Raw genomic sequence first — 23,102 nt, 5'->3', positions numbered from 1 at the left:
CACCCGAACGGCGGCCCGCTCCACGCTTCCTGACCGCATCTCCACGGCACGGCAGGGCATGCGCACATAGTGTGGTGCATGGAGCAGCCCAGACGAAGGGACGACTCGCCATGACCGAGGCGGCACAGCGCAACCTGTCCGAGCCGGAGGGCCCCGATTCCGTGGGCGAAGGCAGGACATTGGAGAAGGGCACGAGCGGGGGTGCCGGGACGCCCGGCCGGCGGGCGCCGCTGGGCGACCCCGCGACCCGCGGCCGGACCACCATCGCGGACGGAGTGGTCGAGAAGATCGCCGGGCTGGCGGCCCGTGATGTGCTGGGTGTGCACGCGATGGGCAGCGGCTTCGCCCGCACCTTCGGCGCCGTGCGTGACCGGGTGCCCGGCAGCAAGTCCGTCACCCGTGGGGTGAAGGCGGAGGTCGGCGAGGTGCAGACCGCGCTCGACCTGGACATCGTCGTCGAGTACGGGGTGTCCATCGTCGAGGTGGCCCGCGCGGTGCGGGAGAACGTGATCGCCGCGGTCGAGCGGATGACCGGTCTCGAGGTCGTCGAGGTCAATGTCGCGGTCGGCGACGTGAAGCTGCCGGACGAGGACGACGAGGACGACCGGGAGCAGAGGGTCCAGTGACGACCGGGTGGACGGGTGGGACGGCGGCCGGCGGTGCCGGCGACAGCGGTGAGGCGAGGACGGTGAGCGGACGATGAGAATGTCGCTGGTCGGACTGATCGTGGGCATGGCGCTCGGATTCGCCGGGTACTTCGGCGGGTTCGGCGCGTTCCTGCTGGTGGCCGCGCTCGGCGCGGTCGGGTTCGTGGCCGGGAAGTTCGTGGACGGCGATCTGGAGCCCGGAGAGTTCTTCCGCAGCCGCGACCGGCGGCGGTGATGGCCGCTGCGGCCCCGGTCACCCTGCCGGCCGCGGAGCGGGGCGCGCTCAGGATCGCGGACCGGGTGGTGGCGAAGATCGCCGCGCGGGCCGCGTCCGAGGTGCTCGCGGACATCCCGGAGTCCGGGCTCGTGCCGCCGGACCGTACGCCGCACGCGTCGGTCTCGGTGCGCAAGGAGACCGCCCGGGTGCGGTTGTCGGTGGAACTGGGCTATCCGGGTGACCTCGGTGCGGTCTGCGGCTCGGTGCGCCGCCATGTCGCGGACCGGGTGACGTCACTGACGGGTATGGAGGTACCTGAGGTCGCCGTCGAGATCGAGCGGCTGCACTCCGCGACGGCGCGGCAACAGAGCGAGGGGAGGGTGCGGTGACCGGGACCGGTGCGGAACCCGAACCCGAGGGCACGACACGGCAGCTGCCGGTCGTCGGGCCCTACGAACCGGACGAGCCCGACGGATCCGGCGGGTCCGCCGCCGAGCGCCCCGCCGAACCGCCGGCCGGCCGCGCGGGCCGGTTCTGGTCGGAGCGCCGGGTACCGTCGGCGCTGACCGCGCTGGTGGTGCTGGGGGCCGCCGGGATCCTGCTCTACGACATCGCCGCGGTCCGCACCGACCGCGCCGCGATGAGCTGGCGGCCACGGCTGGCCCGTGAACTGGCCACCCGGCCGCTGGACAACGTGCTCGTCATCACCGCCGCCGCGGCCGCCGTGGTGATCGGTCTGTGGCTGATCGTCCTGGCCGTCACCCCCGGCCTGCGCGACATCCTGCCGATGCGGCGCAGTGTCACCGGGGTGCGCGCGGGGCTGGACCGGCACGCCGCCGAACTCACGCTGCGCGACCGGGCGATGGAGGTCTCCGGCGTGCACACCGTCCGGGTCCGCGTCGGCCGCCGCCATGTCACCGCCCGCGCCGCGTCCCACTTCCGTGACCTGGACGAAGTACGGGCCGACCTGGACGCCGCCCTGGCCGAGGGCGTCGTCCAACTCGGGCTGGCCCGCCCGCCCAGCCTGGGCGTCCACGTCCAGCGCGCCCAGAAGGGCTGATCCGCCGATGCGCAGTTCCCTCAACCGGACCCTGCTGGCACTGACCGGCCTGCTCCTGCTGATCGCCGGCCTCGCGGTGCTGGTCGGCAGCCTGGACCTGCAGCGCCGCTGGGGATTCACCCTGCCGGGCTGGTGGCCGTTCGACGGCCCCGGGGACGTGCTCCTCACGGCCCGCGACCGCACCCGCTACCGCGGCGACGGCTGGTGGTGGCCCACCGTCCTGGCCGTCCTGGGCGTGCTGGTGCTGACGGCCCTGTGGTGGTTCCTGGCCCAGTTCCGCAGCCACCGGCTGCGCCAGCTGCGCATCGACAGCCGCGACGGCCAGGACGCCGTGCTGCGCGGCCGGGCCCTGGAGGACATCCTGGTCACCGAGACCGAGGCACTGGACGGTGTGGACCGGGCCGGCGCCGTCCTGACCGGCAAGCGCTCCGCGCCCCGCGCGCGCCTCACCCTCGCCCTGGCGCCGCACGCGGCCCCGGACACCGTCGTCTCCCGGCTGGACACCGAGATCCTGCAACGGGCGGGCGGCTCGGCGGGACTCGACCACCTCCCGGCCGAGGCGCGGCTGCGTGCCGTCAAGCACCGCGCCAGCCGCGTCAACTGACCGGCGTCCCAGGCGCCGTACGCAGCACGCCGTACGTCAGAAGCCGTGCCGGGCGCCGCCGTCGACCGGGAGCATGATGCCCGTCAGATACGAGGCGGCGGGGGAGAGCAGGAAGGCCGCGGCGCGGCCGAACTCCTCCGGGGTCCCGTAGCGGCCCAGCGGGATGGTGGCGCTGTGCCGGGCGCGGGAGGCCGCCGCGTCGCCGCTGAGGGCGTCGAGTTCCGCCACCCGCTCGGTGTCGATCCGGGAGGGCAGCAGGCCCACGACGCGGATGCCGCGCGGGCCCAGTTCATCGGCGAGGTTCTTGGCGAAGCCGGCCAGCCCGGGCCGCAGCCCGTTGGAGACCGCCAGGCCGGGGATCGGCTCGTACACCGACCCGGAGAGCACGAAGCCGATCACGCCGCCCTCGCCGAGCGCCGCCGCGGCGGCCCGGGCGAGCCGTACCGCACCGAGGAAGACCGTCTCGAACGCGTCCCGCCACTGGTCGTCCGTGATGGTCTCGGAGAGGCCGACGGCCGGGCCGCCGACGCTGATCAGTACGCCGTCCAGCCGTCCGAACTCCTCGCGGGCGGCGCCGATGAGCCGGTCGGGGGTGTCCGCGCCGGAGTTGTCGGCGGCCATCCCGATCGTGTTCCCCGGGCCGCCCAGCGCGGCGGCCGCCGCGTCCGCCGACTCCTGCGAGCGCCCGGAGACGACCAGCTTCGCACCGTCGGCCGCCAGCTCACGGGCGGCCGCCATGCCCAGCCCGCGGGTGGCGCCGGTGACGACGTACACCCGGTCCTTCAGTCCCAGATCCATGCGCTCATGCTCCCTTACGGACTCCGGACAGGCTCAGTGCGGTGTTGACGAGCCCGATGTGGCTGAAGGCCTGCGGGAAGTTGCCGAGCTGGCGGCGGGAGACCGGGTCCCACTCCTCGGCGAGCAGCCCGACGTCGTTGCGCAGACTCAGCAGGTGCCCGAACAGCTCGCGGGCCTCCCGCTCGCGGCCGGTCGTGTGCAGGGCGTCGGCCAGCCAGAACGAGCAGGCCAGGAAGGCGCCCTCGTCGCCCGGCAGGCCGTCCACGGCCTTCTCGTCGAGGGTGTAGCGGCGGACGAGGCCGCCGTGGTTCAGCTCCCTGCGCACCGCGTCGACCGTGCCGATCACCCGCGGATCGGAGGGCGGCAGGAAGCCGACCTGGGGGATGAGCAGCGTCGCCGCGTCGAGCTGGGTGGAGCCGTAGAACTGGGTGAACGTGCTGCGCTCGTTGTCGTAGCCGCGCTTGCACACCTCCAGGTGCACCTGGTCGCGCATGGCCCGCCAGCCGGCCAGGTCGCCGCCGCGCTTCGGCTGCGCCTCCAGGGTGCGGACCGCGCGGTCCGCGGCGACCCACGCCATCACCTTGGAGTGCACGAAGTGCCGGCGCGGCCCGCGGACCTCCCACAGGCCCTCGTCCGGCTCGCGCCAGTTGGACTCCAGGAAGTCCATCAGGGCGCGCTGCAGGCTCCAGGCGTGCTTGTCGTCGGAGAGTCCGCTGTTCCGGGCCAGGTGGAGAGAGTCGAGCACCTCGCCGTAGACGTCGAGCTGCAGCTGCCCGGCCGCCGCGTTGCCGATCCGGACCGGGGCGGACGTCTCGTACCCCTTCAGCCACGGCACCTCGTACTCGGGCAGCCGCCGCTCACCGGAGATCCCGTACATGATCTGCAGGTCGGCGGGGTCTCCGGCGACCGCGCGCAGCAGCCAGTCCCGCCACTTCGCGGCCTCCTGGAGATAGCCGCTGGAGACCATCGCGTTGAGTGTCAGGGTGGCGTCGCGGAGCCAGCAGAAGCGGTAGTCCCAGTTGCGCACCCCGCCGATCTCCTCCGGCAGCGAGGTGGTGACGGCCGCGGCGATACCGCCGGTCGGCGCGTACGTCAGTGCCTTGAGGGTGATGAGGGAGCGCAGCACGGCCTCCCGCCAGGGGCCGTCGTAGGTGCACTGCGCCGACCACTTCTCCCAGTCCTCGATGGCGTGGGGCAGCGCATCGTACGGGTCGACCCGGCGCGGCCGGGTCTCGTGCGACGGGTGCCAGGTGAGGACGAAGGCGACGCTCTCGCCCGCCGAGACGGAGAAGTCGGCGTAGGTGCAGAAGTCCTTGCCGTACATCGGCACCTGCGGCGGATAGCTGCGCAGCCAGACCGAGTCGGGCCCCGCGACGGCGATGCGGTGGCCCTCGGCGCGCCGCATCCAGGGCACGATGCTGCCGTAGTCGAAGCGCAGCCGCAGCTCGCCGCGCATCTGCACGGTGCCGGAGACGCCCTCAACGATCCGCATGACATCGGGGGCGCGGTCGCGCTGCGGCATGAAGTCGATGACCTTGACGATGCCGGTGGCGGTCTCCCAGAACGTCTCCAGCACCAGGGTGTCGCCGCGGTACGCCCGCCGGGTGCACTGGTCCGCGCCGGCCGGGGCGATCCGCCACTGGCCGTTCTCCTCGTCCCCGAGCAGCGCCGCGAAGCACGCGGCGGAGTCGAAGCGCGGCAGGCACAGCCAGTCGATGGAGCCGTCCTTGCCGACCAGCGCCGCGGTCTGCAGATCACCGATGAGCGCGTAGTCCTCGATCAGTCCTGGCACGGGGCCGCCTTTCGTCCACACTCCTGCTCGTAGCGTGCCGGGGACGCCGTTACACCGCGACCGGAACGCTCTTCTGTGACTCCTGCCCGGAGACCCGCTCCTTGCGCTCGCGGCGCACCAGGATGACCCAGCCGACCGGGACCATCGCCGAGAACAGCCACCACTGGATCGCGTACGCCATGTGCGGGCCGATGCTGGAGTCGTCCGGCTCGGGGATCAGTTCGGGCTGGGCGCCGGAGGGCTTGGGGGAGGTGGTGGCCAGCTCCAGATAGCCGCCGAGCAACTGCCGCGGGCCGGTCTTCGCCAGGTCGGTGGAGTTGATGAGCATGATCATGCGGTCCGGCAGCCCGCTCTTGTTCCTGATCCCGGTGCTGGAACTCGTCTCGTCGGGGCGCAGCCGCCCGGTGACGGTGATCTCGCCGGACTCGGCGGCCGGGATCTTCGGCAGTGCGGTGAGCCCGCCGTCGGCGTCGATCCAGCCGCGGTTCACCAGGATCGCCCGGCCGTCGTCCAGCACCAGCGGGGTGATGACGTGGTACCCGTTCTTCTGCCCGTCGGCCGCGGTGCGCTGGCGGGCGACGACCTCGTGCGCGGTGTCGTAGTGACCGGTCGCGCTCACCGACCGGTACAGGTCCTTGCGGGGTACGGCCTTGCCGGGCGCGGCCAGCCGCTCGACCGGGACGGCGGCGGCCTTGACGTTCTGACTGATCAGGTGGTTGTTGGCCACCCGGTGCTCGTGACGGTGCAGCTGCCAGTAGCCCAGCTTGATCATCGTGGGAATCATGACCAGGCCGAGCAGCGTGAGGATCACCCACTGGCGGGAGAGCAGAAAGCGGTACACCCCACGACCGTACTCGGTCGTGGGGCGCCCTCCGGTAGGGGGTCGGTGGGGGACGGATCAGGAGATCGGGACGGAGCCGACACGGTCGACGAGGCCGTGCACGCCCTCGGCCTTGGCACAGTGCGCACTGCAGTACCAGCGGCCGTCGGCCTCGACGCCGTGGCCGACGACCTGCACCCGGCAGTGCTCACAGATGGGCGCCATACGGTGGATGGCGCATTCGAAGCTGTCGAAGACGTGCACCGCACCTTGGGCGTGCACCTCGAAGCTCATGACGTAGTCGTTTCCGCACACTTCACATCGGGCCATGGGGCACAGATTGCGCGGCGCGGGGGCGGCGGGCAACAGGTCGCCGGGCGCGTCGTCGCCGCGCCACTCGATCAGCCGTGTACCCCGGGCGCCGGGGTCACCGCCTTGAGGAGTTCCGCGAAGCGCCGCTCGTCGATGACGGGGGTGCCGAACGCGCGGGCCTTGGCGGCCTTGCTCGTCGGGGAGTCCGGGTCGTTGGTGACGAGCAGGCTGGTGAGACGGCTGACGCTGGACGCGACATGCAGCCCGGCGTCGGTCGCGCGGTCCTCCAGCAGTTCGCGGTCGATCCCGGTGTCACCGGAGAACGCCACCCGCATCCCCTGCATGAGCGGGCCCTCGGGCGCCATCCGGCCCGGGTTGGGGTACGGGCAGGACGACCGCTTGCGCGCCGGGCGCCAGCTGCTGGGGCGGTAGGAGCCGTACGACCCGCCGGCCGGCGCGGGGCGGGCCGCCGGCACGCTGCCCTCGGTCCACTCGGTGAGCGGCCGGCAGGTGTGCAGCGGCAGCGGCAGGCCGGCCGCGGCCGCCAGGTGCAGGCTGGGGCGGAACGCCTCGGCGAGCACCCGCGCGTCGTCCAGGGCGTGGTGGGCGCGCTGCTGGACGACGCCGTAGTGCGCGGCGAGCGACTCCAGCTTGTGGTTGGCCAGCGGCAGCCGGAGCTCCTTGGCCAGCACGATCGTGCACAGCCGCTGCTCGACCGGGGCGGTGGACTTCGCCCGCGCGTACTCACGGGCCAGCATCGACCAGTCGAAGACCGCGTTGTGCGCGACGAGCACCCGGCCGGCCAGCCGCTCGGCGAGCTCGGCGGCGATGTCCGGGAAGAGCGGGGCGTCGGCGAGCATCGCGCTGGTCAGTCCGTGGATCCACACCGGGCCCGGATCGCGCAGCGGGTTGACCGGTGAGTACCAGTGGTCCTGGACCTCGCCCCGGGAGTCCAGCCGGTAGACGGCGGCGGACACTATCCGGTCGTCGCGGCCGAGACCGGTGGTCTCGACGTCGACCACGGCATATCCGTCCGGGTAGGCGGCGGGCCACGGGGACGGGGAGGCGGTCGGCTCGGTGCGGTTGTCCAGCATGGTCATTGAGAATAAGGGGCGCCGCTGACACTCAGACACACAGCAGGGAGCCGACCAGGGCGCGCGTGGTGGTGGTGAAGAGGCGTTCGGGGTCGGGCGGGGCGGCCAGTGCGCGGGCCAGCGCCGGGTCGTGGCCGGCCGTGGCGGTGTCCCACAAGTCCTGTTCCGCGGGGCTCTGGGCGGGGGAACGTTCGCGGTTGCGTTCGACCAGAACGAAGCCGATGACGTGGAACTCGATGGCGCGCAGCGCCTCGGCGGCCCGCGCCCCGCGCAGCCCCGCGTCGTGCAGCTCATGGACCAGGGCCTGCTGGGCGGGGAGGAACATCAGCTCGGTGAGGCCGCGTTCGTGCACCATCGCGATCAGATGCGGCCGGTCGCGCAGCATCCGGCGCTGGGCGCGGGCGATGGACAGCACCCGGTCGAGCGGCCCGCGGCCGGTGGGCGCGATGGCGCCCATCTCCCGCACGGTACGGGCCACCAGTTCGTCGAGCAGCGATTCGCGGTTGCCCACATGCCAGTAGATCGACGTGACGGCGGTGCCCAGTTCGGCCGCGAGCTTGCGCATGGTCAGCGCCTCGGGGCCGAGCTGCCGGACAAGTGCGGCAGCGGCGTCGAGTACATCGTCGCGGGTCAGGGCGGTGCGCGGCATGGTGCTCCCATTGTGGACCGTGCACGCCTATTTACCCTTCGAGCGCGTCGGTGTAACTGTGTTACAGAGCTCGTCCCGAATCTCTCATGACGCACCCGTGTGACTGACATGAACGAAGGGCGGCACGACATGGCGCGAGTACGGTACGGCCCGCGGAGCGAAGCGGAAATGCAGGCGGCGAAGGCGGGCGGCGGCAAGCTCCCCGACATCTGGTCGACCGGGGTGGTGGCGGTCTGGGAGACCGACCCCGACGTGGTGGCACAGGTCCTGCCGCCGCCGCTCAAGCCGGGAGAACGGCCCCTGGTGCGGGTGAACATCAGCCGCGTCGACCTGTTCGGACACCCGCTGGGTGCCGGCTCGGTCGCGGTCTCCGCCCGGCACGACGGTGTCGAGGGCTGGTATCCGCTGGTGATGCCGATGACGACCGAACGGGCGCTGATCGGCGGCCGGGAGGTCTTCGGCGAACCGAAGAAGCTCGGCGAGGTCACCGTGGAGCGGGTCGGCGACGTCGTGATGGCGAAGCTCGCCCGGCACGGCATCGCGTTCGTCGAGGTCGCCGGCGCGGTCAGCGGCGCGCTGCCGCTGCCGGGAGTCACCGAGAAGACCGACTTCTACTTCAAGTTCCTCCCCGCGGTGGACGGCAACGGCTTCGACGGCGACCCGGTGCTGGTGCGCTGCACCCGGCACGAACGGGTGCGCAAGCTCGAAGCGATGACCGGCAGCGTGGTGCTGCGCGAGTCCGCGTACGACCCGGTCGCCGACCTCTCGGTGCGCCGGCTCGTCGAGATCACCATCGGCGAGAAGACCAGCGACCAGTCGGGCCAGGTCGTCGAACGGGTCAGCGCGCAGGCGCTGCTGCCCTACATCCACCAGCGCTACGACGACGTCCAGCAGATCCTCGACGCGCCCCACCGGGAGGCCTGATGGACCTGCTGGCCGGACAGACGGCCGTGGTGACCGGCGCCGCGAGCGGCATCGGCTACGCCATGGCGGAACGGTTCGCCGCGGACGGGCTGAAGGTGGTCCTCGCCGATGTGGAGGAGGACGCGCTCGACAAGGCCGTCGGGCGGCTGCGGGAGAACGGCGCCGAAGCCGTCGGGCAGCTCACCGATGTGAGCGACCGCGCCTCCGTCGAAGCCCTCGCCGAGGCCGCGTACCAGGCCTTCGGCGCCGTCCATGTGCTGTGCAACAACGCCGGGGTCGGCTCCGGCGCCGAGGGCCGGATGTGGGAGCACGACCCCAAGGACTGGCAGTGGGCCTTCTCGGTCAACGTATGGGGCGTCTTCCACGGCATCCAGGCGTTCCTGCCCCGGATGCTCGCGGCCGGTGAGCCGGGACACGTCGTCAACACCTCCTCGGGAGACGGCGGGATCGCGCCGCTGCCGACCGCCTCGGTGTACGCCGTCACCAAGGCCGCGGTGGTGACGATGACGGAGTCGCTCTACGCCCATCTCAAAGCCGAGCGCGCGGCCATCGGCGCCTCCGTGCTCTTCCCGGGCCCCCACATGCTCCGCACCGGACTGTGGGAGTCGCACCGCAACCGGCCCGAGCGGTACGCCAAGTCCGCGCCCCGCCGCACCCCGTACCGCAGCCTCGACCAGTGGGAGGCCGCGATGAAGGAGGCCGGGCACGAGGTGGCGTTCACCCCCGTGGAGGAGGTCGCCGGCTTCGTGGCCGACGGCATCCGGGCCGGCCGCTTCTGGCTGCTGCCCGCCAGCGACCGCACCGACGCCCAGATCAGGGCGCGTTCGCAGTCGATGCTCGACCGGGCCGACCCGGGCTATCTGGAGAACTTCATTCTCGACTGAACGAGGGGACAGGAGACACCATGACGGATCCGTACCTGATCATCTCCTCGGACTGCCACGCGGGCCTGCCGACGGAGCAGTACCGGCCGTATCTCGACAGCAGGTTCCACGCGGACTTCGACGAGGTCCTCGGGCAGCGCCAGGCGCGCCGCGAGGCGATGACGCGGCTCGGGGTGCGCAACGAGGCGTTCGCGGAGAAGTGGTTCAGCGACAACGAGGAGGGGCTGCGCGGCGGCTGGGACAGCGCGCAGCGCGACAAGGAACTCGACGGTGACGGGGTGGCGGCCGAGGTCGTCTTCCCGGACGCCGACGCCGTCGACAGCCAGACCGCCGCGCCCTTCGGGGTGGGCCTCGGGCTCTCCGGCGACCAGGACCCGGCGCTGGGGATGGCGGGCGCGCAGGCGCACAACCGCTGGCTCGCGGAGTTCTGTGCCGAGCGCAGCCCGGAACGCCGCTGCGGGGTGGCGCTGCTGCCCATCACCGGCGACGTGGACGCGGTGGTGGCCGAGGTCCGCAGGGCGAAGGCGTCCGGCCTCGGCGCCCTGATGATCCCCGCCCGGTGGGTCGACAAGGCGGCGTACCACGACGCCCGTTACGACCCGGTGTGGGCGGTGGCGCAGGAGCTGGAGATGCCCATCGTGACCCACTCCGGATCGGCCCCGCACCACGAGTACGGGGACCATCTGGGCATCTACGTCAGCGAAGTGACGTTCTGGCCGTCCCGGCCGCTCTGGTTCCTGCTGTGGGCCGGGGTCTTCGAGCGCTTCCCCGGGCTGAAGTTCGGCATCGCCGAGTCCGGCTGCTGGTGGCTGCCGAACCAGCTGTGGTTCATGGACCGGCTCTACCTCGGCGCCCACGGCGGCAAGAAGCTCTCGCCGTTCGCCGAGCTGAAGCGGCCGCCGAGCGAGTACCTGGACCGCCAGGTGTTCATCTGCGCGACCAACACCAAGCGCCGCGAGCTGGCCCAGCGCTACGAGATCGGGGTCGGCAACATCCTGTGGGGCAGCGACTTCCCGCACCCGGAGGGCACCTGGCCCGCGACCCAGGAGTGGCTGAAGAACACGTTCCACGACATCCCGGTGACCGAGACCCGGCAGATGCTGGGGCTGGCCGCCGCCGAGGCCTTCGGCTTCGACACCGAGGCGTTGGCGCCGATCGCCCGCCGGATCGGCCCGACCCCGGCCGAACTGGGCCAGCCGGACGACCAGTCGGCCGTCGAGGCGTCCTGGGCGCGCGCCCGCGACACCGGACGGCACTGGCTGACCGGGCACGACTTCCCGTACGTGGGGATGGAGGCGGGCACATGACACCCTCCGGTCCCGACGACCGCTACACGGTGATCTCGGCGGACTGCCACGCCGGCGCCGACCTGCTCGACTACCGGCCGTACCTGGCGGCCGGCCACCACGAGGAGTTCGACGCGTGGGCGGCCACGTACGTCAATCCGTACGAGGACCTGATCGCCCCCGAGGCGCCGCGCAACTGGGACTCCGGCCGCCGGCTCGCGGAGCTGGAGGCGGACGGCATCGTCGCCGAGGTCGTCTTCCCCAACACCGTGCCGCCGTTCTTCCCCAGCGGTTCGCTGCTGGCCCCCGCGCCCTCGAAGGAGGAGTTCGAGCTGCGCTGGGCCGGACTGCGGGCCCACAACCGGTGGCTCGCCGACTTCTGCGCGCAGGCCCCCGGCCGGCGCGCAGGCGTCGCACAGATCCTCCTCAACGATGTGGACGCGGCGGTCCGCGAGGTGCGGTGGGCCAAGGAGCACGGGCTGACCGGCGGCATCCTGCTGCCGGGCGCACCACCGGGCTCCGGCGTCCCCGAGCTGTACTCGGCGGTGTACGACCCGCTCTGGGCGGTCTGCGACGAGCTGGACGTACCGGTGAACCACCACGGCGGCTCGGCCTCCCCGCCGCTCGGCGACGAACCCGCGGCCCGCGCGGTGTTCATGGTCGAGACGACATGGTTCTCGCACCGGGCGCTGTGGCACCTGATCTTCGGCGGGGCGTTCCAACGGCACCCCGGGCTGCGGCTGGTGCTCACCGAGCAGGGTTCGGGGTGGATCCCCGCCGTGCTCGACATGCTGGAGTACTACCACGGGCGGCTGGTCAGCGCCGCGACCCGGGCGGCCACCGCCGAGGCCAAGTTCGGCACCGGGCTGGCGGACGCGATGGGCAAGGGACCGAAGGCCGTCTGGCGGGACAACTGCTTCGTCGGGGCGAGCTTCATGCGCCCCCACGAGGTGCCGCTGCGCGACCGGATCGGCCTGGAGAAGATCATGTGGGGCAGCGACTACCCGCATGACGAGGGCACGTATCCCTACACCAGGGAGGGGCTGCGGATCGCGTTCGCCGGGCTCCCGGCCGAGGAGGTCGCCACGATGGTGGGCGGCAACACGGCCCGTGTCTACGGCTTCGACCTCGGGCTGCTGGACGCGGTCGCCGCGAAGTCCGGCCCCACGGTGGCGGAGATCGCCGAGCCGCTGGAGGAGCCGCCCGCCGACGCGACCAGTCCGGCGTTCGCACCGGGAGGTTCGGTCCGCGTCTGGTGACGGTGGCGGGGCGGTGATGACGGCCGGCGTGTTACCTCCGGCGGCGGGGAATACGGGGGAGAACCCCGCCGCCGGAAGACCGGGTGGACCGCGGTGTGCCGCGGTCTAACGCGATGACACCGTCCTGAACAGGGCGGACAGTGCCGCTCCGGGCCGCGCCGTGGAGGCGTGCCCGGACGGATCCTGGGTCGGTGACGGACGTGCGGCGTCCTTGGAGCCGCCGCCCGCCGTCACCAGCACGAACACGGAAAGGGCAAGCACGGCCAGGCTTACCGCGGTGGGCAGGCTCGGCCTGTGCATGAGGGTTCCCCCGGTGGATCGGCTACAGGCTCCACAGTGCCCGGGGCGGGGGTACCCGGCCATCGTGGACCACCACGAGATCAACCACGACAACACCACGGCATATCCTGGGACCGCGGCGGCGGAAGGGGTGCGGTGGCCACGGTGGGGGAGCAGCTCGGTCTGCGCGAACGGGACGGCCAGCTGGCCGTCGCGGCACGCCTCGCGGAACGGGCCGAGGCGGGCGCGGGCGCCCTGCTGGTGGTGCGCGGCGGCACGGGCAGCGGCCGGACCGCCCTCCTGGACGCGGCGGCCGAACTCGCCCGGCGGCAGGGCCTGGACGTCCGCCGTACCCGCTGCGCGCAGCACGACCAGGACGCCGGCAGCGTGCCGTCCGTCGTGCGGCGGCTGCTGGACGGCGCCCCCGAGGCCGCGTCCATCGACGAGTTGTCGCCCGGCGGCATACCGCTCGCACTGGCCGTCGACGACGTCCACCTGGCGGATCCGGCCTCCCGCGGCTGGTTCGGCCGGCTGGTGCCCCGGCTCGACCGGCTGCCGGTCCTGCTGATCCTGACCGAGCGTCACCAGTACGACATGACGCCGGCCCCGCGCGGCATCGCCTGGGGCCTGGCCCCCTCGCTCGTCCACACGGTGCGGTTGCCGCCGCTGAGCGGGCCGTCCGTCGACGCGATCGCCCGCGAACGGCTCGGCGGCGACCCGCCGCCCGGCCTCGCCGCGGCGACCGCGGGCAACCCGCTGCTGCTGCACGCCCTGTTGCAGGACCTGGCCGAGCTGCACCCCGGCGGCCCGCCGGAGCGGACCCCGTCGAGCGTCGCCGAACTCCACCCCGGTGCCTACGCCGACGCCGTCGCCTGGCTGCTGGCCGCGGCGGGCCCGCAGACCGCCGACGCCGGCTGCGCGCTCGCCCTGGTGCAGGACGAGCACGACCCGCTCGGCCTGCTGGCCGAGTGGCAGCGCGGCGAGCGCCGCCGCACCGGGCGGAAGGGCTTCACGGTGCCGGGACACGTCGGCGCGGGGCCGGCGCGCGGCGAGCCGGAGCCCGCCGATCCCGCACGGCTGGCCGGCGGGGCCGCCGCGCTGCGGCACCACGGCTTCCTGGCCGCAGGACGCGGCGAAGCCGGCGGGCCGGCCATGTTCGCCCACCCGCTGCTGCGCGACGCGGTGCTGCACACCCTGCCCCGCGAACGCCGGGACGCGGCGCACCGCACCGCGGCCCGGCTGCTGCACGAGCGCGGCGACCGGGCCGGCGCCGTCGCCGGGCATCTGCTGCCGGTCCCGCCGGTCGGCGAGGCGTGGGCGGCCGATGTGCTGCTCGCCGCCGCGCAGGAGACCCGCTCGGAACCGGCGGGCGTTCCGCGGGCCGTCGCCCACTTGCGCCGGGCGCTGGACGAGCCTCTCACCACCGAGCGGCGCGGCAGCGTGCTCACCGAACTGGGCTGCCTGGAGGTCCGGATCGACCGGGCGGCGGGGGTCCGGCGGCTCGCCGAGGCGCTGCGCGTGCAGCAGGACGGGCACGGCCGGGTGCTGGTGGCCAGCGCGCTGGGCACGGCGCTCGCCGCGCACGGCGAGGTGCCCGCGGCCATCGCCGTGCTGCGCGAACTCGCCGACGGCTTCGCCGGCCGCCCCGACCTGCTGAGCGCGGTGCAGGCGGCGACCGCGCTCATCGCCTCGCACGACGGGGAGAGCTGGCGGCAGATGATCTCCGAACTGCTGCGGCTGCGGCATCTCGGCGACCCGGACCCGATGGCCGAGATGATGCTCACCGAGTACGAGTCGGCCGCCGGGCTGCTCTCGGCGGAACAGGCCTGGGAGCAGGTGTGTCCGCTGCTCGCGCACGGCTCGGTGGACCCGCTGCTGGAGCCGTACGTGCTGGGGTCGGTCGCCACCGTCGCGCAGTGGGCCGACCTGCTGGACGAGGCGGAACGGTACGCCGCCCGGATCCCGCTCGGCGAGCCGGTGCTGCATCCGGGCCATGAGTGCCTGGTGAGCGTGCGGGCCGAGGCCGCCGTCATGCGGGGGGACTTCGCGCGGCTCGTCGACGACCAGGACCCCGCCGCCAATGTGCACGTCGGCGCCCAGACCATGATCGCGCTCACCGAACTCGACCGGCTGGACGAGGCGGCCGGGCTCGCCGGGAAGCTCGCGGGCCCCGGTCCCGACAACTCCTGGCAGTGGTGCGAGTTCCTGTACGCGCGCGGTCTGCTGCGCGCTGCGCGGGGTGATGACGGGGGCGCGCTGGAGGACCTCACCGACTGCGGCCGGCGGCAGGTCGCCCGCGGTGTGGTGAGCCCGGTCGTCACCGCCTGGCGCTCGGCGGCCGCCGACAGTCTGGTGCGGACCGGCCGGGCCGGCGAGGCGGTGCCGCTCGCCGCCGAGGAGCTGCGGCTGGCCAGGATCTGGGGCACGGCCCGTACCGAGGGTCGCGCCCTGCGCGCGCTCGGCTCGGCCACCGGCGGCCGGCGCGGCATCGAACTGCTCGAGGAGGCCGTCACCCGCCTGCGCGAGGAGCCGGCCGCCGAGCCGGAACTGATCGCCGCGCAGCTCGGCCTGGGCCGCTCCCTCACCGCCGCCGGGCGCTCAGGACAGGCCCGCGACGTGCTGCGGGAGGCCGCCGCGCGCGCCGAGCGGCTCGGCGCCGTACGCCTGGGCCGGCTCGCGCGGCAGGCGCTGCGGGACGGCGGCGCCCGCCCGCGCCGGATCCCGCACACCGGAACCGGCGCCCTGACGGGCAGCGAGCGGCGGATAGCGGAGCTTGCCGCCGCGGGCCACGGCAACGTCGAGATAGCGGAGCTGCTGCATCTGGCCCGCCGGACCGTCGAGACCCATCTGACCAGCACCTATCGGAAGCTCGGCATCCGGCAGCGGGCCGATCTGCCGACGGCGCTGGCGGCGGCTCCGGGGGACCCGGCCGGACGGTGACCGGCCGCGGCGCAGCACCTGCCGGCCGGTGCCCTGACCAGCCGTGACCCGCGGAGTGCGGCCCCCGGACCGCTGGCGTACCGTGAAGTCACCCCATTGAGCTGAGCAGCAAGGACACCCCCATGCGCGCCACCGCCATCCACGCCCCGTTCGACATCAGGGTGGAGGACGTGCCCGACGCCGCGATCCGGCAGCCCGGCGACGCCGTCGTCCGGGTGGTCCGCGCCTGCATCTGCGGCAGCGACCTGTGGGCGTACCGCGGCGAGGCCGCCCGCGAGCCGGGGCAGCGCATCGGCCACGAGTTCCTCGGCGTCGTCGAGGAGACCGGCTCCGAGGTGTCGGGACTGACGGCCGGCGACCTGGTCGTCGCCCCCTTCATGTGGTCCGACGGCGTCTGCGAGTACTGCGCCGACGGCCTGACGACCTCCTGTGTGCACGGCGGCTTCTGGGGCTCGGTCGGCTCCGACGGCGGCCAGGGCGAGGCCGTCCGGGTGCCCTTCGCCGACGCCACCCTGGTCAAGCTGCCCGCCGAGGCGCTCTCCGACGACCGTCTGCTGTCCGCGCTGCTCGCGCTGTCCGACGTCATGGGCACCGGCCACCACGCCGCCATCGGCGCCGGGGTCGGCCCCGGCACGACGGTGGCGGTCGTCGGTGACGGCGCGGTCGGCCTGTGCGGTGTGCTCGCCGCCAAGCGGCTGGGCGCCGAGCGGATCATCGCGCTCGGCCGGCACACGGCGCGCACCGACATCGCCCGCACGTTCGGCGCCACCGACGTCGTCGCCGAGCGCGGCGAGGCCGCCGTCGCGGCGGTCCGCGACCTGACCCGCGGGCAGGGCGCGCACGCCGTCATCGAGGCGGTCGGCACCGAGCAGTCCATGCGGACGGCCGTCGGCATCACCCGCGACGGCGGCGCGATCGGCTACGTCGGCGTCCCGCACGGCAGCGGCACCGGCCTGGACCTCGGCGAGATGTTCAACCGCAACATCGCCCTGCGCGGCGGCGTCGCCCCGGTCCGCAGCTACATCCCGGAGCTGCTCCCCGACATCCTGTCCGGCGCCATCGACCCGTCCCCGGTCTTCGACCACGCGGTCGGCCTGGAGGGCGTCCCCGGCGGCTACAAGGCGATGGACGAGCGCACCGCCCTGAAGGTCATCGTCAAGCTCTGACGATGCAACGCCGGGCGGGCCCGTCCATCGGGCCCGCCCGGCGTCATCGGCAGCCGTTCGTTACTTGGTGACGGCGTCCAGGGCGTCGACGATGCCGTACCCGTAGAAGCTGTTCAGCCGCTTCGGGCCGGTGCAGGTGGCGTCCTGCACTCCGTTGCCGTCCGGGTCGTACAGGCCCGTCGGGCAGCCGGGGTTGTCGGCCTCGGCCTTGAGCAGCCACTGGATCTGCTCGGGCGTGGCGTGCGGGTGCCTGCTCTTGATGAGCGCCGCGACGGCCGCCACGTGCGGGCTGGCCATCGAGGTGCCCTGCAGGTATCCGTAGGTGTTGCCGGGCAGCGTGGCCAGGATCCGGCCGTTCTTGTCCGGGGTTCCCGGGATCTGGTACTTGTCCCCGCCGGGGGCGGCGACGTCGATGACGCCCCGGCCGTAGCTGGAGTAGTACGACTTGAGGTTCTGCACGCCGGTCGCGGAGACCGTGACGACGCCGGGCAGCTGGGTCGGGATGTCGAAGCACTTGTGCGGGTCGACGGTGCGGTCGACCGGGGTGCCGTCGTCCGGGCTGGACGCGTCGGAGAGCGCGTTCGAGTCCAGGTCGTCGTTGGAGTTGCCGGCCGACGCGACGTTCAGTACGCCCTTGCGCTCGGAGTACTTCGACGCGCGGTTGACCGCGTCGACGATCGCGCGCTGGTCGGGGTCGTCCAGGCAGTTGTAGAGCCACGGGTCGATGTAATAGCTGTTGTTCGTCACGGAGATGCCGTGGTCGGCGGCGAAGACGAACGCGCAGACCACGCTCTCCGGGTAGAACAGGCTGGTGACGGGGTCGCTGACCTTGATGGCCGCGACCTTGACGTTGGGTGCGACACCGGCCACGCCGATGCCGTTGCGCGCCGCGGCGATCTCGCCCGCCACATGCGTGCCGTGGTAGTCACTGGCCGGGTCGTACGGGCGCCAGGCGCCCGGGGTGGTGTCGGCCACTCCGCCCACGCAGTTCGCGGACTGCGAGGCGGAGAAGTTCGCGGCGAGATCCGGGTGGGTGTCATCGATACCGGTGTCGATGACACCGACCGTGACCTTCCGGCTGCCCGGGTTGATCTTCGCGGCCTTGTCGGCCTTGATGGCCACCAGGTCCCACTGGTTCGCCTCCAGCGGTTCCTGCTCGGTGCCGGCCTTCGCGTTGGCCGCGGTCGCCGCGGCGACCTGTGCGGCCGTGAGCCGCTCCGGCGCACCCAGTTCGGTGGTCGAGGCCGGGGCGATGGCGGCGGTGCGGGTGGCGCCCGCGGTCTGTACTCCATGGGCCTTGCGTATCGCGGCGGCGAAGCCCGGGTTCGCCGAGTGCACGACGATGACGCCGATCTTCTCGTACGAGATGACCACCTGGCCGCCGGCCCGGGATATCGCGTGTTCGACGCTCTTGACGGTGCCGTGGTCCACGTTGGTGTTGACCACGTAGGACAGCAGCGGGCCGTCGGCCGCCACCGTGCTGTCCGCCGCCGACGCCGAAGCGGCGCCCGGCAGTACGGCGACGGCTGCCGCCAGCGCCATCCCGACGGTCGCCGCGAGCATGCGGCGCCGTCCGGACCGTCTGTGAAGAGGAACCATGGGATCTCCAATCGTCCAACGACCCGCCCTGACGGCACGGTTGCCGTTGGACGGGTACATGACGATGGAAGCTATCGTCGTACCGGTGGCGCCATCAATGGATTGCGGTGGAAATCCCGGATTCCTACCGGATTCCCGTTCGAACCGGTGGCGCGTCAGCCACCGCTGTGGCCGGACCGCAGCGCCTCGATGCTCAACAGGGGTATGACCACCCGCGGTCCGTACCACCGCCCGGGCGCCGCGCGGCCGGCCGGCTGCGGTGCCGCGGCCACCGGGACGGTCAACCGGACGGCCCCGTAGGGCAGTCGGTGCGGACCCGGGGGCGGGGAACTCGGCGGGGTGTTCACGGGCGATGTCCTCGGTGCTGCGTCACGGCCGCGTCCGGGCCGCTTCGTGGCGGTGCTGGGCACTCTGTACAACGAAGCGCCCCGGTCCCGGTGTCGGCCCTGATCCGGATGGCGGCAGATTTCACCCATGGCCTGTTGAACACCCGCCGTCACACCTCTAACATGCGGTCTCCGATCATCGACGTGACGCAGATCACTCATGGAGGCACCGTGGATCCCGCACCACCGTCCGCCACCCCGGGCCCGCCGACCCCCGCCTCGTACTCCGAGGTCGAGGCGAGCCCGGAATTCGGCGAACTACGGCACTCCTACCGGGTGTTCGCGTTCCCGGTCACCGTCGCCTTCCTCGCCTGGTACCTGCTGTACGTACTCCTGTCGAGTTACGCGGGCGGGTTCATGGCGACCAAGGTCGTCGGGCACATCAACGTGGCCTTCGTCTTCGGCCTCGCGCAGTTCCTCACCACGTTCCTCATCGCGTGGATATACGCCAGGTACGCGAATGCCCGGCTCGACCCGGGGGCCGAGGCCCTCAAGGCGCGGCTGGAGAACCGCACCGCGTGGGTCGGCCTCGACCCGGCGGCCGAGGTTCCCGGGGCGCGGCTGGAGAACGACGCTACGTTGGAGGACCGCTCATGACCACCGGCACGATCAACCTGGCGGCCGAGGCGGCGGCGTCCGAGCACCGCACCCTGATCATCACGCTCTTCTCCGTGTTCGTCGTCATCACCCTCGGCATCACCGTCTGGGCGGGCCGCCAGACGAAGGACGCCACCGACTTCTACGCGGGCGGCCGCGGCTTCACCGGGTTCCAGAACGGTCTGGCGATCTCCGGCGACTACATGTCCGCCGCGTCGTTCCTCGGTATCGCCGGCGCCATCGCGCTCGTCGGCTACGACGGCTTCCTCTACTCGATCGGCTTCCTGGTCGCCTGGCTGGTCGCCCTGCTGCTGGTCGCGGAACCGCTGCGCAACTCCGGCCGCTTCACCATGGCCGACGTGCTCGCGTACCGGCTGCGCCAGCGACCGGTGCGCACCGCCGCCGGCACCTCGACCATCGTCGTGTCGATCTTCTATCTGCTGGCCCAGATGGTCGGCGCGGGCGCCCTGGTCTCGCTGCTGCTCGGTGTCACCGGCGAGGGCCCGAAGCGGCTGATCGTGGCGCTGGTCGGCATCGTCATGGTGCTGTACGTGACGATCGGCGGCATGAAGGGCACGACCTGGGTGCAGATCATCAAGGCCGTGATGCTGATCCTCGGCACCCTGCTGATCACCATCCTGGTGCTCAACAAGTTCCACTGGAACCCGTCCACGCTGCTGGGCGCCGCGGCCGAGAAGAGCGGCCAGGGGCACAAGTTCCTGGAGCCCGGCCTCAAGTACGGCATCGACAGCACCAGCAAGATCAACTTCATCTCGCTGGGCCTGGCTCTTGTGCTGGGCACCGCCGGGCTGCCGCACATCCTGGTGCGCTTCTACACCGTGCCGTCCGCGAAGGTCGCCCGTAAGTCCGTGAACTGGGCGATCGGCATCATCGGCGGCTTCTATCTGATGACCATCGCCCTCGGGTTCGGTGCGGCGGCGCTGGTCGGCGCCGCCAAGATCAAGGCGAGCGACAAGTCCGGCAACACCGCGGCGCCGCTGCTCGCCGAGTACGTCGGCGGCGGCCCCGGCACCACCGGCGGCGCGATCCTGCTCGCGGTGATCTCCGCGGTGGCCTTCGCCACCATCCTCGCCGTCGTCGCCGGCCTCACCCTCGCCTCGTCGGCCTCGTTCGCGCACGACCTGTGGGCCAACGTGATCCGCAAGGGCAAGGTGAGCGAGAAGAACGAGGTCATCACCGCCAAGATCGCCGCGGTCGCGATCGGCGCGGTCTCCATCGGGCTCGGCATGTACGCCACCAAACTCAACGCGGCGGCCCTGGTGGCGCTCGCCTTCGCGGTGGCCGCCTCCGCCAACCTGCCGACCATCCTCTACAGCCTGTACTGGAAGAAGTTCACCACCTCGGGAGCGACCTGGTCGATCTACGGAGGACTGGTCTCCTCGGTCGCCCTGGTGATCTTCTCGCCGGTCGTCTCCGGCGCCCCCGACTCCCTCTTCACCGGCAGCGACTTCCACTGGTTCCCGCTGGGCAACCCGGGCATCGTCTCCATCCCGCTGGGCTTCCTGCTCGGCTGGCTGGGCACGGTTCTGTCCAAGGAGGAGCCGGACCTCGAGAAGTACAAGGAGCTGGAGGTCCGCTCCATGACCGGCGCCGGGGCACACTGACCGGCCTGCCCCCCACGAGAGACCACGGTTCAACAAACTGTTGCAATATGGGGCCCATCGCGTACGCTGCGGCGATACGCGGTGGGTCACCGTGGTCCTAAGCTGGAGTGGCGGGCGCACCTGGTGCCCGCGAGGGAGGCGGAACGCGTGCTGATCGACACCTACGGACGCGTGGCCACCGATCTGCGGGTCTCGCTGACCGACCGGTGCAATCTGCGCTGCACGTACTGCATGCCCGAGGAGGGCCTGCAGTGGCTGGCCAAGCCCGAGCTGCTCACCGACGACGAGATCGTCCGGATGGTACGGATCGGCGTCACCGACCTCGGCGTCAAGGACGTCCGCTTCACCGGCGGCGAGCCGCTGCTGCGCCCCGGCCTGGTCGGCATCATCGAACGCGTCGCGGCCCTCGAACCCCGCCCCCGGATATCGCTGACCACCAACGGCATCGGCCTCGGACGCACCGCAGCCGCGCTGCGCGACGCCGGCCTGAACCGGGTCAACGTCTCCCTCGACACCTTGCGCCCCGAGGTCTTCCAGGCCATGACCCGGCGCAAGCGCCACCACGACGTCATCGGCGGGCTGGAAGCGGCCCGCGCCGCCGGCCTGGCCCCGGTGAAGGTCAACGCGGTCCTCATGCGCGGCGTCAACGACGACGAGGCCCCGGACCTGCTCCAGTGGGCCGTCGAGAACGACTACGAGCTGCGCTTCATCGAGCAGATGCCGCTGGACGCGCAGCACGGCTGGCAGCGCAGCGACATGGTGACGGCCGAGGAGATCCTGGAGAGCCTCAGGACCCGCTTCACGCTCACCCCCGAGCCCAACGGAGCCCGCGGCTCCGCGCCCGCCGAACGCTGGCTGGTGGACGGCGGCCCGGCCCGGGTCGGCGTCATCGCCTCCGTGACCCGCCCCTTCTGCCGCGCCTGCGACCGTACCCGGCTCACCGCCGACGGCCAGGTCCGCGACTGCCTCTTCGCCCGCACCGAGTCCGACCTGCGCGCCCCGCTGCGCTCCGGTGCCACCGACGCGGAGATCGCCGCGCTGTGGAAGACCGCGATGTGGGGCAAGAAGGCCGGCTCCGGGCTCGACGACCCGTCGTTCCTGCAGCCCGACCGCCCGATGTCGGCGATCGGCGGCTAGTACCCGCCCGACCCCGGAGTCCGACCCCGGAGTCCGACCCCGGAGTCCGACCCCGGAGTCCGACCCCGGAATCCGGAGCCGGAATCCGGAGCCGGAGTCTGCGTCTGGGCCCGACGGGCCGGACCGCGGGTCCGTCCGCTATCAGGACGCCGCCGGGCTCCCCGGTGCCGCGGGATTCTCCGGCGCGACGGGGTCCGCGGGGTCAGCAGGGTCCCGCCAGTCCGCGAACGGCACGACGTCCTTCAGGAACCCCCGCAGGTCCAGGAACTGCGACAGGTGCTCCCGGTGCTCGTCACAGGCGAGCCAGGTCTTCCGGCGGTCCGGGGTGTGCAGTTTGGGGTTGTTCCACGCCAGCACCCACGCGGCGGTGGTGCGGCAGCCCTTGGCCGAGCAGATCGGCGTCACGTCGTTCATAGCTGCCAGTAAACATGGCGACGCCGGGCAGCCACGGGGGGAGCCGCCCGGCGTCGGTCCGTCGCTCCGACGGGGGATGCGGAGCGCGTACGAAGTATGTCACGCGTGCACCCCGGTCGAGGAGTGGATCCTCATGATTGATCTGAGCTTTTCTTGAGGTTTCCGGCCAGCCGCGGCTCAGTTTCGACTGCTGTACGGACCCTCCGGATATTCCGTTCCGGGCTCCACGTGACCCTCCAGGACGACCGGTTCCAGCATCGGCCGGGTCGGCGGCGGGACGAAGGACGACGGCAGCGACGGCGCGTTCGCCCGTCCCGCGTTGGCGATGACCACCGCGACATAGGGCAGCAGCGCGCCCAGCACCAGCGCGACCCAGGCCAGCGGCCGCTGTACGTTCCACAAGGTCACGGTCGCGATGACCGAGGCGGTACGGACCAGCATCGAGATGACGTAGCGGCGCTGCCTGCCCTGTACATCCTGAGTGAGACCGGTCCGGGCTCCGGTGATCCGGAAGACCTCGCCGTCACTGTGCTTCCGCATCACATTCCACCGCCTGCTCGGCCCACCGGGCCGTACCGAATTCTGTTGCGGGGACCCGCCCCAGGCCCTTCTC

Annotated in this window: 25 protein-coding genes; 14 read left to right on the top strand and 11 right to left on the bottom strand. The window is 72.4% G+C overall.

What is annotated here, in order from left to right; genetic code table 11:
* Positions 1–110: 110 nt before the first annotated feature.
* From O3W51_RS07640 to amaP, 5 genes are all read left to right on the top strand, one after another.
* A complete protein-coding gene (locus tag O3W51_RS07640; protein WP_138355000.1) occupies positions 111–626 on the top strand; it encodes an Asp23/Gls24 family envelope stress response protein in 516 nt (171 codons plus the stop codon).
* 73 nt (positions 627–699) lie between these two features.
* A complete protein-coding gene (locus tag O3W51_RS07635) occupies positions 700–882 on the top strand; it encodes a hypothetical protein (protein WP_138354999.1) in 183 nt (60 codons plus the stop codon).
* On the top strand, positions 882–1,253 hold the full coding sequence (locus O3W51_RS07630; RefSeq protein ID WP_138354998.1) for an Asp23/Gls24 family envelope stress response protein: 372 nt from the start codon (positions 882–884) through the stop codon (positions 1,251–1,253). The genes O3W51_RS07635 and O3W51_RS07630 overlap by 1 nt, the downstream gene beginning before the upstream one ends.
* Entirely contained in the window at positions 1,250–1,924 is a 675-nt protein-coding gene (locus O3W51_RS07625; protein ID WP_138354997.1) for a DUF6286 domain-containing protein, read from the top strand. Before O3W51_RS07630 ends, O3W51_RS07625 begins: the two co-directional genes overlap by 4 nt.
* Before the next feature lie 7 nt (positions 1,925–1,931).
* Positions 1,932–2,528 (top strand): alkaline shock response membrane anchor protein AmaP, encoded by a 597-nt coding sequence (gene amaP, locus O3W51_RS07620; RefSeq protein WP_138354996.1) that lies wholly within the window; start codon positions 1,932–1,934, stop codon positions 2,526–2,528.
* Positions 2,529–2,564: 36 nt separating this feature from the next.
* On the opposite strand, the gene O3W51_RS07615 is transcribed toward amaP, so the two are convergent.
* From O3W51_RS07615 to O3W51_RS07590, 6 genes are all read right to left on the bottom strand, one after another.
* Positions 2,565–3,326: an SDR family oxidoreductase gene (locus O3W51_RS07615; protein WP_138354995.1), complete on the bottom strand. Its 762-nt coding sequence runs from the start codon at positions 3,324–3,326 to the stop codon at positions 2,565–2,567.
* A gap of 4 nt (positions 3,327–3,330) precedes the next feature.
* On the bottom strand, positions 3,331–5,139 hold the full coding sequence (locus tag O3W51_RS07610) for a glycoside hydrolase family 15 protein (protein WP_269284839.1): 1,809 nt from the start codon (positions 5,137–5,139) through the stop codon (positions 3,331–3,333).
* A gap of 28 nt (positions 5,140–5,167) precedes the next feature.
* The gene (locus O3W51_RS07605; protein WP_164299148.1) at positions 5,168–5,959 is read right to left on the bottom strand and encodes an SURF1 family cytochrome oxidase biogenesis protein; all 792 of its coding nucleotides are present in this window, start codon (positions 5,957–5,959) and stop codon (positions 5,168–5,170) included.
* A gap of 57 nt (positions 5,960–6,016) precedes the next feature.
* On the bottom strand, positions 6,017–6,268 hold the full coding sequence (locus O3W51_RS07600; RefSeq protein ID WP_138354992.1) for a hypothetical protein: 252 nt from the start codon (positions 6,266–6,268) through the stop codon (positions 6,017–6,019).
* A 71-nt stretch (positions 6,269–6,339) separates the two neighbouring features.
* Positions 6,340–7,350, bottom strand: a complete 1,011-nt coding sequence (locus tag O3W51_RS07595) for a DEDDh family exonuclease (RefSeq protein WP_381587503.1) — start codon at positions 7,348–7,350, stop codon at positions 6,340–6,342.
* Between the two features lie 25 nt (positions 7,351–7,375).
* Positions 7,376–7,993, bottom strand: a complete 618-nt coding sequence (locus tag O3W51_RS07590; RefSeq protein ID WP_138354990.1) for a TetR/AcrR family transcriptional regulator — start codon at positions 7,991–7,993, stop codon at positions 7,376–7,378.
* A gap of 129 nt (positions 7,994–8,122) precedes the next feature.
* Here O3W51_RS07590 and O3W51_RS07585 point away from each other — a divergent pair, with 129 nt between their 5' ends.
* Genes O3W51_RS07585 through O3W51_RS07570 form a run of 4 tightly spaced genes read left to right on the top strand, consistent with a single transcriptional unit; the run spans position 8,123 to position 12,346 of the window.
* Positions 8,123–8,917 carry an acetoacetate decarboxylase family protein gene (locus tag O3W51_RS07585; protein ID WP_269284934.1) on the top strand — a complete coding sequence of 265 codons (795 nt, stop codon included), beginning with the start codon at positions 8,123–8,125 and terminating at the stop codon, positions 8,915–8,917.
* Complete coding sequence (locus O3W51_RS07580; RefSeq protein WP_269284832.1) at positions 8,917–9,801, top strand: SDR family NAD(P)-dependent oxidoreductase; 885 nt, start codon at positions 8,917–8,919, stop codon at positions 9,799–9,801. The genes O3W51_RS07585 and O3W51_RS07580 overlap by 1 nt, the downstream gene beginning before the upstream one ends.
* Positions 9,802–9,821: 20 nt before the next feature.
* Positions 9,822–11,108 carry an amidohydrolase family protein gene (locus O3W51_RS07575; protein WP_269284830.1) on the top strand — a complete coding sequence of 429 codons (1,287 nt, stop codon included), beginning with the start codon at positions 9,822–9,824 and terminating at the stop codon, positions 11,106–11,108.
* Positions 11,105–12,346 (top strand): amidohydrolase family protein, encoded by a 1,242-nt coding sequence (locus O3W51_RS07570; RefSeq protein ID WP_269284828.1) that lies wholly within the window; start codon positions 11,105–11,107, stop codon positions 12,344–12,346. The genes O3W51_RS07575 and O3W51_RS07570 overlap by 4 nt, the downstream gene beginning before the upstream one ends.
* Positions 12,347–12,451: 105 nt before the next feature.
* Here the strand turns inward: O3W51_RS07570 and O3W51_RS07565 are convergent, their stop codons facing one another.
* Entirely contained in the window at positions 12,452–12,646 is a 195-nt protein-coding gene (locus O3W51_RS07565) for a hypothetical protein (protein ID WP_138354986.1), read from the bottom strand.
* Between the two features lie 135 nt (positions 12,647–12,781).
* Here O3W51_RS07565 and O3W51_RS07560 point away from each other — a divergent pair, with 135 nt between their 5' ends.
* Together O3W51_RS07560 and O3W51_RS07555 are read left to right on the top strand one after the other, a co-directional pair.
* On the top strand, positions 12,782–15,565 hold the full coding sequence (locus O3W51_RS07560) for a LuxR C-terminal-related transcriptional regulator (protein ID WP_269284825.1): 2,784 nt from the start codon (positions 12,782–12,784) through the stop codon (positions 15,563–15,565).
* Positions 15,566–15,687: 122 nt separating this feature from the next.
* Positions 15,688–16,731, top strand: coding sequence for a zinc-dependent alcohol dehydrogenase family protein (locus tag O3W51_RS07555; RefSeq protein ID WP_269284822.1), 1,044 nt, complete (start codon positions 15,688–15,690; stop codon positions 16,729–16,731).
* Between the two features lie 60 nt (positions 16,732–16,791).
* Here the strand turns inward: O3W51_RS07555 and O3W51_RS07550 are convergent, their stop codons facing one another.
* Positions 16,792–18,294: a S8 family peptidase gene (locus O3W51_RS07550; protein WP_232484798.1), complete on the bottom strand. Its 1,503-nt coding sequence runs from the start codon at positions 18,292–18,294 to the stop codon at positions 16,792–16,794.
* A 191-nt stretch (positions 18,295–18,485) separates the two neighbouring features.
* On the bottom strand, positions 18,486–18,677 hold the full coding sequence (locus tag O3W51_RS07545; protein WP_138354982.1) for a hypothetical protein: 192 nt from the start codon (positions 18,675–18,677) through the stop codon (positions 18,486–18,488).
* A 162-nt stretch (positions 18,678–18,839) separates the two neighbouring features.
* Between O3W51_RS07545 and O3W51_RS07540 the strand changes: the two genes are divergently transcribed.
* The 3 genes from O3W51_RS07540 (at position 18,840) to moaA (ending at position 22,075) form a co-directional block, all read left to right on the top strand.
* Positions 18,840–19,313, top strand: coding sequence for a DUF485 domain-containing protein (locus O3W51_RS07540; RefSeq protein ID WP_443048251.1), 474 nt, complete (start codon positions 18,840–18,842; stop codon positions 19,311–19,313).
* Entirely contained in the window at positions 19,310–20,938 is a 1,629-nt protein-coding gene (locus tag O3W51_RS07535) for a solute symporter family protein (protein WP_138354980.1), read from the top strand. Before O3W51_RS07540 ends, O3W51_RS07535 begins: the two co-directional genes overlap by 4 nt.
* Positions 20,939–21,085: 147 nt before the next feature.
* Positions 21,086–22,075 (top strand): GTP 3',8-cyclase MoaA, encoded by a 990-nt coding sequence (gene moaA, locus O3W51_RS07530; RefSeq protein ID WP_244809124.1) that lies wholly within the window; start codon positions 21,086–21,088, stop codon positions 22,073–22,075.
* A 141-nt stretch (positions 22,076–22,216) separates the two neighbouring features.
* On the opposite strand, the gene O3W51_RS07525 is transcribed toward moaA, so the two are convergent.
* Positions 22,217–22,489, bottom strand: coding sequence for a hypothetical protein (locus tag O3W51_RS07525; RefSeq protein WP_138354978.1), 273 nt, complete (start codon positions 22,487–22,489; stop codon positions 22,217–22,219).
* Between the two features lie 177 nt (positions 22,490–22,666).
* Positions 22,667–23,029 carry a DUF3099 domain-containing protein gene (locus O3W51_RS07520; protein ID WP_138354977.1) on the bottom strand — a complete coding sequence of 121 codons (363 nt, stop codon included), beginning with the start codon at positions 23,027–23,029 and terminating at the stop codon, positions 22,667–22,669.
* Positions 23,030–23,102: the final 73 nt, after the last annotated feature.

The organism is Streptomyces sp. H39-C1, from assembly GCF_027158125.1.
Lineage (GTDB): Bacteria > Actinomycetota > Actinomycetes > Streptomycetales > Streptomycetaceae > Actinacidiphila > Actinacidiphila fildesensis.
The sequence above is the reverse complement of the archived record's forward strand: the minus strand, read 5'-3'. Positions and strand labels throughout refer to the sequence as shown.

Excerpts from the sequence above, each read along its gene's own strand:
- O3W51_RS07640 (WP_138355000.1), top strand. The coding sequence starts at position 111 with ATGACCGAGGCGGCACAGCGCAACCTGTCCGAGCCGGAGGGCCCCGAT.
- O3W51_RS07635 (WP_138354999.1), top strand. The coding sequence starts at position 700 with ATGAGAATGTCGCTGGTCGGACTGATCGTGGGCATGGCGCTCGGATTC.
- O3W51_RS07630 (WP_138354998.1), top strand. The coding sequence starts at position 882 with ATGGCCGCTGCGGCCCCGGTCACCCTGCCGGCCGCGGAGCGGGGCGCG.
- amaP (WP_138354996.1), top strand. The coding sequence starts at position 1,932 with ATGCGCAGTTCCCTCAACCGGACCCTGCTGGCACTGACCGGCCTGCTC.
- O3W51_RS07615 (WP_138354995.1), bottom strand. The coding sequence starts at position 3,326 with ATGGATCTGGGACTGAAGGACCGGGTGTACGTCGTCACCGGCGCCACC.
- O3W51_RS07600 (WP_138354992.1), bottom strand. The coding sequence starts at position 6,268 with ATGGCCCGATGTGAAGTGTGCGGAAACGACTACGTCATGAGCTTCGAG.
- O3W51_RS07595 (WP_381587503.1), bottom strand. The coding sequence starts at position 7,350 with ATGACCATGCTGGACAACCGCACCGAGCCGACCGCCTCCCCGTCCCCG.
- O3W51_RS07590 (WP_138354990.1), bottom strand. The coding sequence starts at position 7,993 with ATGCCGCGCACCGCCCTGACCCGCGACGATGTACTCGACGCCGCTGCC.
- O3W51_RS07585 (WP_269284934.1), top strand. The coding sequence starts at position 8,123 with ATGGCGCGAGTACGGTACGGCCCGCGGAGCGAAGCGGAAATGCAGGCG.
- O3W51_RS07580 (WP_269284832.1), top strand. The coding sequence starts at position 8,917 with ATGGACCTGCTGGCCGGACAGACGGCCGTGGTGACCGGCGCCGCGAGC.
- O3W51_RS07575 (WP_269284830.1), top strand. The coding sequence starts at position 9,822 with ATGACGGATCCGTACCTGATCATCTCCTCGGACTGCCACGCGGGCCTG.
- O3W51_RS07570 (WP_269284828.1), top strand. The coding sequence starts at position 11,105 with ATGACACCCTCCGGTCCCGACGACCGCTACACGGTGATCTCGGCGGAC.
- O3W51_RS07565 (WP_138354986.1), bottom strand. The coding sequence starts at position 12,646 with ATGCACAGGCCGAGCCTGCCCACCGCGGTAAGCCTGGCCGTGCTTGCC.
- O3W51_RS07555 (WP_269284822.1), top strand. The coding sequence starts at position 15,688 with ATGCGCGCCACCGCCATCCACGCCCCGTTCGACATCAGGGTGGAGGAC.
- O3W51_RS07550 (WP_232484798.1), bottom strand. The coding sequence starts at position 18,294 with ATGCTCGCGGCGACCGTCGGGATGGCGCTGGCGGCAGCCGTCGCCGTA.
- O3W51_RS07540 (WP_443048251.1), top strand. The coding sequence starts at position 18,840 with ATGCGGTCTCCGATCATCGACGTGACGCAGATCACTCATGGAGGCACC.
- O3W51_RS07535 (WP_138354980.1), top strand. The coding sequence starts at position 19,310 with ATGACCACCGGCACGATCAACCTGGCGGCCGAGGCGGCGGCGTCCGAG.
- O3W51_RS07525 (WP_138354978.1), bottom strand. The coding sequence starts at position 22,489 with ATGAACGACGTGACGCCGATCTGCTCGGCCAAGGGCTGCCGCACCACC.
- O3W51_RS07520 (WP_138354977.1), bottom strand. The coding sequence starts at position 23,029 with ATGCGGAAGCACAGTGACGGCGAGGTCTTCCGGATCACCGGAGCCCGG.